At 72.7% G+C, this 13,663-nt stretch carries 9 protein-coding genes; 1 reads left to right on the forward strand and 8 read right to left on the reverse strand.

Annotated features, from left to right (window positions below; translation table 11 throughout):
- The first annotated feature begins 266 nt into the window (after nt 1-266).
- Nucleotides 267-1,499 (forward strand): serine/threonine-protein kinase, encoded by a 1,233-nt coding sequence (locus AB0C59_RS04145; RefSeq protein ID WP_363001244.1) that lies wholly within the window; start codon nt 267-269, stop codon nt 1,497-1,499.
- Nucleotides 1,500-1,660: 161 nt separating this feature from the next.
- Here the strand turns inward: AB0C59_RS04145 and AB0C59_RS04150 are convergent, their stop codons facing one another.
- The 8 genes from AB0C59_RS04150 to AB0C59_RS04185 form a co-directional block, all read right to left on the reverse strand.
- Entirely contained in the window at nt 1,661-2,479 is an 819-nt protein-coding gene (locus tag AB0C59_RS04150; protein ID WP_363000799.1) for an RNA methyltransferase, read from the reverse strand.
- A 97-nt stretch (nt 2,480-2,576) separates the two neighbouring features.
- Complete coding sequence (gene cobA / locus AB0C59_RS04155) at nt 2,577-3,809, reverse strand: uroporphyrinogen-III C-methyltransferase (RefSeq protein WP_363000800.1); 1,233 nt, start codon at nt 3,807-3,809, stop codon at nt 2,577-2,579.
- A 156-nt stretch (nt 3,810-3,965) separates the two neighbouring features.
- Complete coding sequence (gene cobT, locus AB0C59_RS04160) at nt 3,966-7,946, reverse strand: nicotinate-nucleotide--dimethylbenzimidazole phosphoribosyltransferase (RefSeq protein ID WP_363000802.1); 3,981 nt, start codon at nt 7,944-7,946, stop codon at nt 3,966-3,968.
- A 375-nt stretch (nt 7,947-8,321) separates the two neighbouring features.
- A complete protein-coding gene (gene cbiE, locus AB0C59_RS04165; RefSeq protein WP_363000804.1) occupies nt 8,322-9,530 on the reverse strand; it encodes a precorrin-6y C5,15-methyltransferase (decarboxylating) subunit CbiE in 1,209 nt (402 codons plus the stop codon).
- A gap of 160 nt (nt 9,531-9,690) precedes the next feature.
- Nucleotides 9,691-10,329, reverse strand: coding sequence for a GNAT family N-acetyltransferase (locus AB0C59_RS04170; RefSeq protein WP_363000806.1), 639 nt, complete (start codon nt 10,327-10,329; stop codon nt 9,691-9,693).
- Between the two features lie 169 nt (nt 10,330-10,498).
- Nucleotides 10,499-11,332 (reverse strand): MetQ/NlpA family ABC transporter substrate-binding protein, encoded by an 834-nt coding sequence (locus AB0C59_RS04175; RefSeq protein WP_363000808.1) that lies wholly within the window; start codon nt 11,330-11,332, stop codon nt 10,499-10,501.
- An 81-nt stretch (nt 11,333-11,413) separates the two neighbouring features.
- Nucleotides 11,414-12,151 carry a methionine ABC transporter permease gene (locus AB0C59_RS04180; RefSeq protein WP_363000810.1) on the reverse strand — a complete coding sequence of 246 codons (738 nt, stop codon included), beginning with the start codon at nt 12,149-12,151 and terminating at the stop codon, nt 11,414-11,416.
- Entirely contained in the window at nt 12,148-13,194 is a 1,047-nt protein-coding gene (locus AB0C59_RS04185; RefSeq protein WP_363000812.1) for an ATP-binding cassette domain-containing protein, read from the reverse strand. The genes AB0C59_RS04180 and AB0C59_RS04185 overlap by 4 nt, the downstream gene beginning before the upstream one ends.
- Between the last annotated feature and the right edge of the window lie 469 nt (nt 13,195-13,663).

A 13,663-nucleotide genomic window follows, 5' to 3' on the forward strand; every position in this document is an offset into this window, starting at 1 on the left:
GGGGCGCGGTCCCGTGGGCGCGCGGCGTGCTCCGCGCGGCGCCGGACTTCTCCTCGCAGCCGCCCGCGTCCGCTTCAACCCCCTTCGCCCAAAGGGTGGTTGACGACATTGCGGTAGGCAAGTCCGGCTGCTCGGCGCGGCTCTGACAGCCCTTCACCGCACCCCTTCGCCGTCGACAATCGATCGGGGTGAGAGGGCGCGGCCTATGCGCGCCCTCGGCCGTGGAAACGTAAGCTGTGGCGCGTCAGACGGACCGGGCAGCGGGGATGGACATGGCGATGATGCGCCTGAGGCGTGAGGACCCGCGTGTCGTCGGCTCGTTCAGGCTTCACCGGCGGCTCGGCGCGGGCGGGATGGGCGTCGTCTACCTGGGTTCGGACAAACGAGGTCAGCGGGTCGCACTGAAGGTGATCAGGCCGGACCTGGCGGAGGATCAGGAGTTCCGGTCACGGTTCGCGCGCGAGGTCTCGGCGGCGCGGCGGATCCGCGGGGGATGCACCGCGCGGCTGGTGGCCGCCGATCTGGAGGCGGACCGTCCGTGGTTCGCGACGCAGTACGTGCCGGGCCCCTCTCTGTACGACAAGGTCGCCGAGGAGGGGCCGCTGACGGCCGCCGAGGTGGCCGCGGTCGGGGCCGCCCTGTCCGAGGGGCTGGTGGCGGTGCACGAGGCCGGGGTGGTCCACCGCGATCTGAAGCCCTCCAACATCCTGCTGTCGCCCAAGGGGCCGCGGATCATCGACTTCGGCATCGCCTGGGCCACGGGCGCGTCGACGCTCACGCACGTCGGTACGGCCGTCGGGTCGCCCGGCTTCCTCGCCCCGGAGCAGGTGCGGGGGGCCGCGGTGACGCCGGCCACGGACGTGTTCGCGCTCGGCGCGACGCTGGCGTACGCCGCGACCGGTGACTCGCCCTTCGGGCACGGCAGCTCCGAGGTGATGCTGTACCGGGTCGTGCACGAGGAGCCCCATCTGCACGGGGTGCCCGACGCGCTGGCGCCGCTGGTCCACGCCTGCCTGGCCAAGGACCCGGAGGAGCGGCCGAGCACGCTGCAACTGTCGCTGCGGCTCAAGGAGATCGCCACCCGGGAGGCGCACGGTCTCGTGGACGTCCGGCCGCCCGCCCAGCGCGGGGAGCCGGACCGGCCCACGGGGCGGCTCGCGGAGCAGTACGCCGAGCAGCGCACCGTGCGGCGGCCTCCGGGGCCGGGTACTCCCCCGCCGCGCGGCAACGGCTCCCGGACGGGAGCGCGGCCGACGCCGGCGGCCGGGCGGGGGCCGTCCCGGTCGGGCAGCCGGGGGGCTCCGCGGGGCGGGCCGCGCAGTGGCACCCACGGGGGTACGCAGGGCGGCGCCGGTGGGCGGGGAGCGCCGCGGGCGACCGGGAGCGGGCTGCGGCCGGCCAATCCGCGGCTGCTGCGGCAGCGGCTGTTCGTGTTCGTCGTGGTGACGTTGCTGGTCGCGTTGGGGATCGCGGCGGCGCAGTGGGTTTCGTCGGGGTGAGGGGGTGTCGGCGGCGGGGTGGTCGACGGGATGTGCGCAGTTGCCCGCGCCCCTGGACGGGGGGACTCGCCGTTGTCGTGTGCGCGTTCGTCCGGGGGATTGCGCCGCTCCCGCGCCCTGAACGGGGTTCGCCGGGACCCTGGACTGCGGGTGGTGTCAGGTCAGGGGTGGGGGTGGGTTGTCGCGACTGCGTAGAACGCCACTGCCGCTGCCGCGCCCACGTTGAGCGAGTCGACTCCGTGGGCCATCGGGATGCGGACCCACTCGTCGGCGGCCACCAGGGCCTGGGTGGACAGGCCGTCGCCCTCCGCGCCGAGCATCAGGGCCACGCGGTCCATCCTGTGCGGGGCCGTCTCGTGCAGGATCTTCGCCTTCTCGTCCGGGGTGAGCGCGAGCAGGGTGAAGCCCGCCTCGCGGACGGAGTCCAGGCCCCTGGGCCAGGTCTCCAGGCGCGCGTACGGCACCGAGAAGACCGCGCCCATCGAGACCTTCACGCTACGGCGGTACAGCGGGTCCGCGCAGTCCGGGGACAACAGGACCGCGTCCATGCCGAGCGCCGCGGCGGAGCGGAAGATCGCCCCTATGTTGGTGTGATCGTTGACGGACTCCATGATCACCACTCGGCGCGTCGTCGCCAGGAGTTCGTCCGCCGTGGGCAGCGGCTTGCGCTGCATGGAGGCGAGGGCGCCACGGTGCACGTGGTAGCCGGTGACCCGCTCGGCGAGCTCCGGGGTGACCGCGTACACCGGGGCCGGGAGTTCGTCGATGACGTCCCGCATGACGTCGACCCACTTGGACGACAGCAGCATGGAGCGCATCTCGTAGCCGGAGGCCTTGGCGCGTCTGATGACCTTCTCGCCCTCGGCGATGAACAGGCCCTCGGCGGGCTCGCGCCTGCGGCGCAGCTCGACATCGGTCAGACCCGTGTAGTCGCGCAGGCGCGGGTCCTCGGGATCCTCGACAGTGATGAGATCGGCCACGGAGGTGATACTGCCTTGTCCTGGGAGTGGTGCCAACGGCTGAAACGGGCCGGGTTACCCCGGGTTACTGAGGGCCCGGCACAGGCGGGCCCCGGGGTCACCCGGCGGGGTGCGGGCCGGTCCGGACCACGTCGCCGACGACGATGACCGCCGGGGGCCGTACCTCCTGGTCCCGTACGACGTCCGCGACCGTCGCCAGGGTCGCGTCGACCCGGCGCTGCGAGGCCGTGGTGCCTTCCTGGACGAGGGCCACGGGAGTCTCGGGAGCCTTGCCGTGGGCGACGAGGGCCTCGGCGATCTTGCCGATCTTGTCGACGCCCATGAGGATCACCAGGGTGCCGGTGAGCCGGGCGAGCGAGGGCCAGTCGACCAGGGAGCGCTCGTCGTCGGGGGCCACATGGCCGCTGACCACCGTGAACTCGTGGGCGACCCCCCGGTGGGTGACGGGGATACCGGCCGCTCCGGGGACGGAGATGGAGCTGGAGATGCCGGGCACCACCGTGCAGGGGATGCCCGCCTCGGCGAGGGCCTGGACCTCTTCCATGCCGCGGCCGAAGACGAACGGGTCCCCGCCCTTGAGCCGTACGACCGACCTGCCCTGCCGCGCGTGTTCGATCAGCGCGTTGTTGATGGCCTCCTGGGCCATGAACCGGCCGTAGGGGATCTTCGCCGCGTCGATCACCTCGACGTGCGGCGGGAGTTCGGCGAGCAGGTCGCGGGGGCCGAGCCGGTCCGCGATGACCACGTCCGCCTCGGCGAGCAGCCGGCGTCCGCGGACCGTGATCAGGTCCGGGTCGCCGGGGCCCCCGCCGACCAGCGCGACGCCGGGGGTGTGGGTGCGGTGGTGGGGCGCGACGAGCGTGCCGTTGCGCAGGCCCTCCACCACCGCGTCGCGGACGGCGGCGGTGTGCCGGGGGTCGCGGCCCTCCGCGTCGGTGGTGAGGACGGCGACGGTGACCCCCTCGCTGTGGCCGGACGCCGGGGTCCACGCGGTGGCCTCGTCGGCGTCGTCCGAGCGCACGCACCACACACGGTGGCGCTCCGCCTCGACGGACGCGGCGGTGTTGGCCTCGTGGTCGCTGGTGGCGACCAGGGCGTACCAGGCCTCGGACAGGTCACCGGGCTCGTATCCGCGCCTGAGCCAGGTGATCTCGCCCGCGTCCGCCATGGCCTCGACCGAGGGGGTGGCCTCCGGTGAGATCAGCACGATGTCGGCGCCCGCGGCGATGAGGGCCGGAAGGCGTCGCTGGGCCACCTGGCCGCCGCCCAGCACGACCACGCGGCGACCGGGCAGGCGAAGCCCTACGGGGTAGGGAGGGTGTTCGGCCATGGAGGTTGCGGCTCCTCGTCCAGGCGGTGCGACAGGGGTACGGCGTCAGGGGCCCCTCCGGCGTCGGGGCGTACCTGACGTGCGATTTTACGGGGTAGGCGGCCGGCCCCCGGACCGGGTCCCGGTCCGGGGGAATTCCGACGGCCCGGGACCGCTCTACTTCTCCGTGACGCCCGCCGAGTCGAACGTCGCCACCTCGTGCATGGCCCGTGCCGCGCTCTGGACGAGCGGCAGCGCGAGGAGCGCGCCCGTGCCCTCGCCCAGGCGCAGGTCCAGGTCGACCAGGGGGCGCAGGCCCAGCTTGTTCAGGGCGGCGACATGGCCGGGTTCCGCGCTGCGGTGTCCGGCGATGCACGCCGCGAGCACCTCGGGAGCGATGGCGCGCGCCACCAGGGCGGCGGCACCGGCGCTGACCCCGTCCAGGATGACCGGCGTGCGCAGGGACGCGCCGCCGAGCAGCAGGCCCACCATCGCCGCGTGCTCCAGGCCGCCGAACGCGGCCAGGACACCGATGGGGTCGGCCGGGTCGGGCTGGTGGAGTTCGATGGCCCGGCGGACGACATCGGTCTTGCGGGCCAGCGTCTCGTCGTTGATGCCGGTCCCCCGGCCGGTGACCTCGGCCGGGTCGGTGTCCGTGAAGACCGAGATGAGGGCGGCCGAGGCCGTGGTGTTGGCGATGCCCATCTCACCGGTGAGCAGCGCCTTGTTGCCGGCCGCGACCAGGTCCCGCGCGGTCTCGATGCCGACCTCGATGGCCTGCTTGACCTCCTCGCGGGTGAGCGCCGGACCGGTCGTCATGTCGGAGGTGCCCGGGCGGACCTTGCGCGGCAGCAGGCCGGGGGTCGCGGGCAGGTCGGAGGCCACGCCCACGTCGACCACGCAGACCTCCGCGCCCACCTGGCTCGCGAACGCGTTGCAGACCGCGCCGCCACCGAGGAAGTTGGCGACCATCTGGCCGGTCACCTCCTGGGGCCAGGGAGTGACACCCTGGGCGTGCACCCCGTGGTCACCCGCGAAGATCGCGACGGCCGCGGGCTCCGGGATCGGCGGCGGGCACTGCCGGGACAGGCCGGACAGCTGCGCCGAGATGATCTCCAGCATGCCGAGCGCGCCCGCTGGCTTGGTCATCCGTTTCTGCCGCTCCCAGGCCTCGCCGAGCGCCTTGGCGTCCAGCGGCCGGATGCTCGCCACCGTCTCCGCGAGCAGGTCGTGCGGCTCCTCGCCGGGCAGCGCGCGGCGGCCGTACGTCTCCTCGTGCACGACCCAGGACAGGGGGCGCCGCTTGGACCAGCCCGCCTGCATCAGCTCGGGCTCCTCGGGGAACTCGTCGACGTAGCCGACGCACAGGTACGCCACGACCTCCAGGTGCTCGGGCAGTTCGAGGGCGCGGACCATCTCGCGCTCGTCGAAGAAGCTGACCCAGCCGACGCCGAGGCCTTCGGCGCGGGCCGCGAGCCACAGGTTCTCGACGGCGAGCGCGGAGGAGTACGGGGCCATCTGCGGCTGCGTGTGGCGGCCCAGGGTGTGGCGGCCGCCGCGCGTGGGGTCGGCGGTGACCACGATGTTGACCGGGGTGTCGAGGATGGCCTCGATCTTCAGTTCCTTGAACTGCTTGGCCCGGCCCTTGGGCAGCGACTTGGCGTACGCGTCGCGCTGGCGCTGGGCCAGTTCGTGCATCGTGCGGCGCGTCTCGGCCGACCGGATGACGACGAAGTCCCAGGGCTGGGAGTGCCCCACGGACGGTGCGGTGTGAGCCGCCTCCAGGACGCGCAGCAGCACGTCGTGCGGGATCGGGTCGCCGCGGAAGCCGTTGCGGATGTCGCGACGTTCACGCATGACGCGCAGGACGGCTTCGCGTTCGGCGTCGTCGTATCCGGGTGCCGCCGGGCCGGTGGACTCGGTCACTTCTTCCACTGCGGCCGTGCTCTCTTCCTGTTCGGCGGCCCTGGTGTCCAGGTCGTCCGCCTGCTGTACGACTACGGTTTCGGGCGCCGCGTCCTGCGCGCCCTCCCGCCGGGGGGCGGGGACGGTGGCGCCGGGCGCGGGAGCCGTCTGCGCGGCTTCGGGCTCCTGGTCCGGCAGGGGCGGCAGCCTGAGGGCGTGCGGCGGGGTCGGGGCGAGGTGGGGGGTGACCGGTACGACGCCTTCGACGGGCACGAACCGGCCGAGCGTCGCCTCCTCGGTCTGCTCCTGCGGCGCGTCGGCCGGTGACGGGGCGTCGTGTGCCGGTGCGGCGTGCGGCCAGGCGGCGGCCTGGGGCGTCATGGCGTGGGTGGCGGCGACCGGGACGGCTGTCTCGGGCTGCGCCGGCGGTTCCACCGCGGCCGGGAGGCCGCTCTCCGGGTCCGCGACGGGGAGGTGCGGCGCGTCGGACACGTGCGCGTCCTCCTCGGCGGCGGCCTCGGCGTGCGGGGTGGCGTCGGCCGCCGGCTCCTCGGGCTCCGTGTCCGGCAGATGCGGGACGCCGTGGGCGGGCGTGCCGTCGACGAGGGGGCCGCTCTCGTGGACCGGCATGGCCTGAGCGGAGGACACGGCCTCGGCGGCCGGCATGTCTTCGGCGAAGGGCACACCCTCGGCAGGCGGCACGGCTTCGGCAGGGGGCACACCTTCGCCGGGCGGGACAGCTTCTACAGAGGACACGCCCACGCCAAGCGGCACATCCTCGGCAGAGGACACAACCTCACCAGGCGGCACGCCCTCGCCGGACGGCACAGCTTCAGCAGAGGGCACGCCCTCGCCAAGCGGCACACCTCCAGCAGAAGGCACGGCTTCGCCGGACGGCATGGCTTCAGCGGAGGACACACCCTCGCCAGGCGGCACAGCCTCAGCAGAAGGCACGCCCTCAGTGGACGGCATGACTTCGCCCGACGGCACGCCCTCGGCAGACGTCACGCTCTCAGCAGAGGGCACGCCCTCGCCGGACGACACGGCTTCGACAGAGGGCACGCCCTCACCGAGCGGCACAGCCTCAGCGGAAGGCACACCCTCAGCAGACGTCACGCCTTCGCCCGACGGCACGCCCTCAGCAGAGGGGACGCCATCGCCAGGCGGTACAGCCTCAGCGGAAGGCACACCCTCGGCGCTCGGCATGCCTTCAGCCGAGTGCACACCCTCACCAGCCGAAACAGCCGCGGCGGACGGCGTGGTTTCAGCGGAGGACACATCCTCGCCGGACGACAAGGCTTCGGCAGAGGACACGCCCTCGGCGCCCGGCACGGCTTCAGCAGAAGCCACACCCTCACCAGGCGGTACAGCTTCAGCCGAGAGCACGTCATCACCAGGCGACACGGCCTCAGCAGAAGGCACACCCTCGCCGGACGGCACGGCTTCGCCGGAGGCTGCGGCGTCCGGTGTGCTCTCGGGCGAGGTCCCGGACGGGTCGGGGGCGGTGGGCGGGATGTGCGGCGGCTGCGCGCCGGGTTCCGCGTCCTCGGCCTGGGGCGCACCGGACTCGGGAAGCGGCTCGGATGCCGGCGCGTCCGGGTCCGGCACCGGCGCCGGTGCGGACTCGGTCACCGGGTGCGCCGGGGACGCCGGATCCGACGTCGCCGGAACGACCGTTTCTGCCTGCTGCGCCTCCTGGCCCGCCGACGGCACACCCGGCGTCTGCGGTACGGCGCTCCACGGCATCGCGCCGCCCTGCGAGGAGTCGTCCGCGGGAGGCGGCACGTCGAGGTACTCGGGGCCGGACGTCGGCGGCCCCAGCGGGCGCATCGGCGCGTCGGCGGGGCCCCGGTCGGCGAGGGAACGCACCAGGCTGGTGGAGGAGTCGGGGGTGGGCGGGCCGAGGTGCAGCGGACGGCGGGACGGCGTCTGGGGCGCCGGAGCCGCCGTACGGACCGCGCTCAGGTCGATCGAGCCGCTGTCACGGCCGGCCGTCTCGTGCGGTCCGGGCTCGGAACCGAAGGGCGCCGGAGCGGCCTGCGGCATCTCGTTGCCCCACGCGCCCTGCTGGCCCGGCATCAGAAGGAGGTCGTCGTCCTCGGCGGAGGTGTCGGAGCGGTCGAGGTAGGAGTACGCGTCCGGCGCGAGGACGCCCGGCTGCTCCGTCCCCAGGCCCTCGGCGGGCCGGGGAGGTACCCCCTCGCCCGCGTTCTCCGGCAGTCCCTCGCCCGGGACCCGGCCGGTGTCGGTCATGCGTATCCCTCGCCCCATCGGTTTAGTGCTTCTACGGCCGACTCGCCCGGATCGGCGTGCCGACCGCCCGCTATGAAGAACGAGCGTCCGCCCCCAGCGGCACGAACGACTCGCCAACAATGACGACAAAGCCATTGAACGGTATTGTCGCGGCCCCGGCGCCCGCTCGGCGGCATGAACCTTGACGGCCCGCTGTGGACTGCGCCACGTTGCGCGCCCTCCGGTCCTGGCCGTACCGCACCCGACCCGAGCGGGTCAGGGCGGCCCGGACGACCCGGGCGGGCCGCGCCTCCCGGACCCCGGCCGGCGAAGTGCCGGACCGGTCACGTGCGGTACAACGATCGGCCACCCTACCGCGCCGGTACGACAACCCGATCACGGGGAGCGCTCGGGCAAATGCCCGCTGAGCAGGAACGCGACACTCCGTTCCTTCTCCGTCCAGGCCCGCGTGTCGAGTTGTACGGACTGCAGGAGGGCGCACTCGACGTCGTAGCCGTGCTCCGTCAGGTCCCTGCCGATGAGTTCGGCCTCGTCACGGGTCGCCGCGTGTGCGACGACGCGCCGCGGGCGGCGGTCGGCGACGGCCGAGACGACCGCGACCCCGCCTCCGCCGACCCGCACAACGTCGGGTTCCGGCAGGTTCTCCAGGATGTGCGGGGCGGTGCCGTGCACGGTCTGGAGCTGCACGCCGAAACGGCGCGCGGCGGCTTCGATCCGCGCGCAGTTGTCCGGTCGGCGGTCGACGGCGATGACGGCCGCCCCGCAGCGGGCGGCCTCCACGGCGAACGCCCCGCTGCCGGCGCCGATGTCCCAGACCAGGTCGCCCGTGCGGGGGCCGAGGCGGGCGATCTGGGCGGCGCGCAGCAGGTCCGTCTCCCCCTCGCCGAGGCCCCCTCCGTACTCCTCGGCGGGCAGTGCCCAGCCGCGGGGCCCGGCGCCCGGGTCGCGGCCGGCGATCCAGCCGCCGTCGGCGGCGCTCACGGGGCCCCCGATGACGATGACGACGTTGGGGTCGCGCCAGGTGTGGTCGGCGGCGTTCTCGGAGGTGACGACGCTCACCTGCTCGCGCTCGGTGCCGAGTTCCTCGCAGATGACGAAGGTGCGGTGGACACCGTCCAGCAGCAGCCCGAGTTCGGCGGGGCCGGCGCCGGGCGAGGTGAGGACGGCGACCTTGGTGTGGGCGCGGCACACGTTCACGGCACGGCGCAGGGTGCGCGGGTGGGCGACCACCACCTGGGCGTCGTCCCAGGCCATCCCGGCGCGGGCGAAGGCCGTGGCGACCGGGGAGACGGCGGGCACGACCTCGACCTCCAGGCCGTACTCGGGAGCCCGCAGGGTGCGGACGACGCCGAAGAAGCCGGGGTCGCCGTCGGCGAGGACGACGGCGGTGCCGCGGTGGGCGGCGATACGGCGGGCTCCCAGCGCCACGCTGCCGAGGCGGACGCGTTCGGCGGTGGCCGGCACCTCGGTCAGGGCGAGGTGGTGGGCCGCGCCCGCGACGAGCGTGGCGGCGGCGAGGGCGGAGCGCGCGGCGGCCGTCAGCGGCGAGCCGTCCCAGCCGATCACCGTGACCCGGTCGGCCATCGTCGTCAGTCTCCAGGAGGTTCACGCGGGTCGTCAGGGGAAAGCCCGCTCGGCGGGCCCTCGTGAGGGTACCTGGTCCGGGTGTACGGGCGGCCCCGGGAGGCGAAACGTTCCGTCCGGCCGGTGTACGGGCGGGGGCGGCGGGAGGGGCTCCCCGGTGTCAGTTCCAGGTGGAGAACGACGTGAATCCGTCGGTGTCGGCGAATTCCTCGCCGACACCGTCGAGGTCCTCGGGCAGCAGGCTCCACACGATGAAGTCGGTCCGCACGTCGCTCCAGGTACCGTCGTCGCCGCGCACATGGGCTATGCACGCGTTCCGCAGGACTCCCTCGCTGATGCAGCCGATCTTCTGGGCGACCTGCTGGGAGGCGGTGTTGTCGGCCGCGGTGCGCAGCTCGATCCGTTCGAACTTCTGCTCGCCGAGGAGCCACTGAGCGGTGGCGAGCGCCGCTTCGCAGGCGTAGCCCTCGCCGCGCGCCCAGGAAGCGACGACGTAGGACAGTTCGGTGGACCTGACGTGCCAGTTGGTCCTGCCGAGCTGGATCACGCCGACGAGGCGCTGGGTGAGGAACTCGGTGACGGCGAGGTCGATGCCGCCGCCCGTCTCCCGCTGCTCGGGAGCGTACTCGGTGATCCAGGTGCGGGCGCCCGCCTCGGTGAACGGCTGGGGCACATCCGTCCAGGCGGCGACCAGTTCGTCGTTCATCATCTCCGCCAGCGCGGGGGCGTCGCCCTCCTCGAGCGGGCGCAGTACCAACCGCTCCGTGCTGATGGACACGTTGGGAAAGGTGCTCGTCATTGCCCCGCTCCGTAACTTCAACCTCGGAAACCGGCGGTTCCTGTTGAACCGTCAGTGCCTGCTGAACTGCCCAGCATGCAGCATGAACGCATCCGGACGCACGACGGGGTCCGCACCCGTCGGCGGGTGCGGACCCCGTCGGTCGAACGACCGGATCAGGAGGGCCGGATCAGAAGGAGGGGATCACCGATCCCTGGTACTTGTCCTCGATGAACTTCTTCACCTCGGGCGAGGTGAGCAGCGCGGCGAGCTTCTTGACCCGGGGGTCCTTCTCGCTGCCCTTCTTAACGGCGAGGAAGTTGCCGTACGGGTTGCCCTTCGCGGACTCCAGGAACAGGGCGTCCTTGGCGGGCTTGAGCCCGGAGGAGATGGCGTAGTTGCCGTTGACGACGGCGGCGTCCACGTCGTCCAGGGAGCGCGGGGTCTGGGCCGCCTCGAGTTCCTTGAACTTCAGGTGCTTGGGGTTCGCGGCGATGTCCTGCGGGGTCGCCTCGTTGCCCACGCCGCTCTTGAGGGTGATCAGGCCCTTGTCGCCGAGCAGCTTCAGTGCGCGCGCCTCGTTGACCGTGTCGTTGGGGATGGCGACGGTCGCACCGCTCTTCAGGTCGTCGGCCTTCTTCACCTTGTGGGAGTAGAGGCCGAGCGGCTCCAGATGCACCGTGACGACGGGCACGATGTGGGTGCCGCGCTTCTTGTTGAAGTCGTCCAGGTAGGGCTGGTTCTGGAAGTAGTTGGCTCCGACCGACCCGTCCTCGGTCGCCGTGTTCGGCGTGACGTAGTCGGTGAACTCCCTGACCTGGAGGTCGAGCCCCGCCTTCTTCGCCAGGTGGTCCTTGACGTAGTTGAGGATCTCGGCGTGCGGGGTCGGGCTCGCGGCGACGATCAGGGGGCCGCTGGTGTCGGCGGACGAGGAGGAGCCACCGTCAGGGCCGCAGGCGGTGAGCCCGAGGGTGAGGGCTCCGGCGGCGAGGAAGGTTGCGGTGATCTTGGCGGTGTTACGCACGAAAAGTGCCTTTCCTTAAGGGTGGTGCAAGGGTGGTGCGACCCCGTCGTGGGTGCTGACGGGGAGATCGGGGGGGACCGCTCAGGCGGCCTGGTCCACGTCGGCCGACGCGGGCCGGCCCGCCTTCAGCAGGCGGAGCCTTGGCACGGGTCCGGAGCGGGCGCCGCGGCGGTGCAGGGAGCGGGCCGCGTAGTCGCCGGCGAACTGGATCAGGGAGATGACGACGGCGAGGATCGCGACGATGATCCACATGAGCTCGGTCTCGAAGCGCTGGTAGCCGTACCGGATGGCGAGGTCGCCGAGACCGCCGCCCCCGACCGTGCCGGCCATGGCGGAGTAGCCGATGAGCGCGATCAGCGTGGTCGTGGTGCTGGAGATGAGCGAGGGCAGCGACTCGGGGACGAGCACCTTGCGCACGATGGTCCAGGTGTTGCCGCCCATGGACTGCACGGCCTCCACGAGCCCGTCGTCCACCTCGCGGACCGCCGTCTCGACCAGGCGGGCGAAGAAGGGGATGCCGCCGATGGCGAGGGGCACGATCGCCGCGTCGGTGCCGATGGTCGTCCCGGTCACCCAGCGGGTGAAGCCCATCAGGGCGACCATCAGGATGATGAACGGCATCGAGCGCAGGACGTTCACGATCTGGCCGATCACCTTGCTGGCGAGGACGTTGCGCAGCAGTCCGTCGCGGTCGGTCAGCACGAGCAGGACGCCGAGCGGGAGCCCGACCGCGACGGAGATCAGCGTGGACCACAGGACCATCCACAGCGTCTCGTAGCCCGCCTGGGACAGCAGCGGCTGCATCTCGGACCAGGTCACTTGGCACTTCCCTTCACCAGGACGGACTGCTGGTCGGTCGAGGCGCCGACGACGTCGATCTGCAGGCCCTTCTCCCTCAGGAAGCCGATCGGCACGACGTTGTCCACGTAGCGGCCGGGCAGTTCGATGCGCATGCGGCCGACCTGGAGGCCGCCGACGGTGTCGATGGCGGCGCCGAGGATCGATATGTCGATGTTGTAGGTGCGGGAGAGCTGGGAGACGACCGGCTGGGTGGCGGCCTCGCCGTGGAAGGTGATGTCGAGGACGGTGCGGTCGGCGCCGGTGGCCTCGCCGCCGACCGGGAACAGCGCGGCGGCCATCTCGGAGCCCGGGGTCGCGAGCAGTTCGCTGACCGTGCCGGACTCCACGATGCGGCCGTTCTCCATCAGGGCGGCGGAGTCGCAGACCGACTTCACCACGTCCATCTCATGGGTGATGAGCAGGACGGTGAGGCCCAGCCGGCGGTTGAGGTCGCGCAGCAGCTGGAGGATGGAGCGGGTGGTCTCCGGGTCGAGGGCGCTGGTCGCCTCGTCGGACAGCAGCACCTTGGGGTCGCCCGCGAGCGCCCGGGCGATGCCGACGCGCTGCTTCTGGCCGCCCGAGAGCTGTGCCGGGTAGGCCTTGGCCTTGTCCGCCAGCCCGACCAGGTCGAGCAGCTCCAGCGCCTTGCGGGAACGTTCCTTCCCGGAGGTGCCCAGGATCTCCAGCGGCAGCTCGATGTTGTCCTGGACCGTGCGCGAGGCGAGCAGGTTGAAGTGCTGGAAGACCATGCCGATACGGCTGCGCGCCTGCCGCAGCTCCCGGCCGGCGCGCGGCCCCCGCCCGGCGAGGGCGGTGAGGTCCTGCCCGGCCACGGTGACCGTGCCGGCGGTGGGGCGTTCCAGGAGGTTGACGCAGCGGATGAGCGAGGACTTGCCGGCACCGGACTGGCCGATGACGCCGAACACCTCGCCTTCGCGGACGTGCAGGTCGACGCCGTCCAGGGCGGTGACCTCGCGGCCGCGTGAGCGGTAGACCTTGGTCAGGCCCGATGTGGTGATCACTGGGTATTCCGTCACTGTCGAGCGCGCGGGCGTGGGTGTGCCCGGGCACAGGGGATTCGTTCACGGACGCGGCACGGTTCTCGCGAGGGCGAGCAGACCGGCGGAGAACATGCGCGCGGCGGGGTCCCCACGCCGTGCGGGCGGTGGGGGCGGCGTCTGTCGTGTACGGCGTTCACGGCGTACGGACGTGCCGCGGCACTCGCTTCGGGGCGCGAGGCTCAGATGGTGCGAGGGCCCTCTAGAAGGCGCGCATTCGACACAGACAACGAGCACCGGGCGTCAGGGTCGCCTCGGTCGCAAGGGTGCGGCTGCTCGTCGTGGTCATGGGTTCAGTAAAGCAGAAGCCCGGCCGGGACCCGCCCGGCCTGTCCGGATGCTGGACAGTCATGGACAGTCCTCGGCCCCGCGCGGACCGGTCGCGCGGCCGGGCGCTCGGCCAGCGGGCGCAAGGCCGGCCGCCCCCTCGGCA

It is taken from the genome of Streptomyces sp. NPDC048664, from assembly GCF_040650555.1.
Taxonomy (GTDB): Bacteria; Actinomycetota; Actinomycetes; order Streptomycetales; family Streptomycetaceae; genus Streptomyces.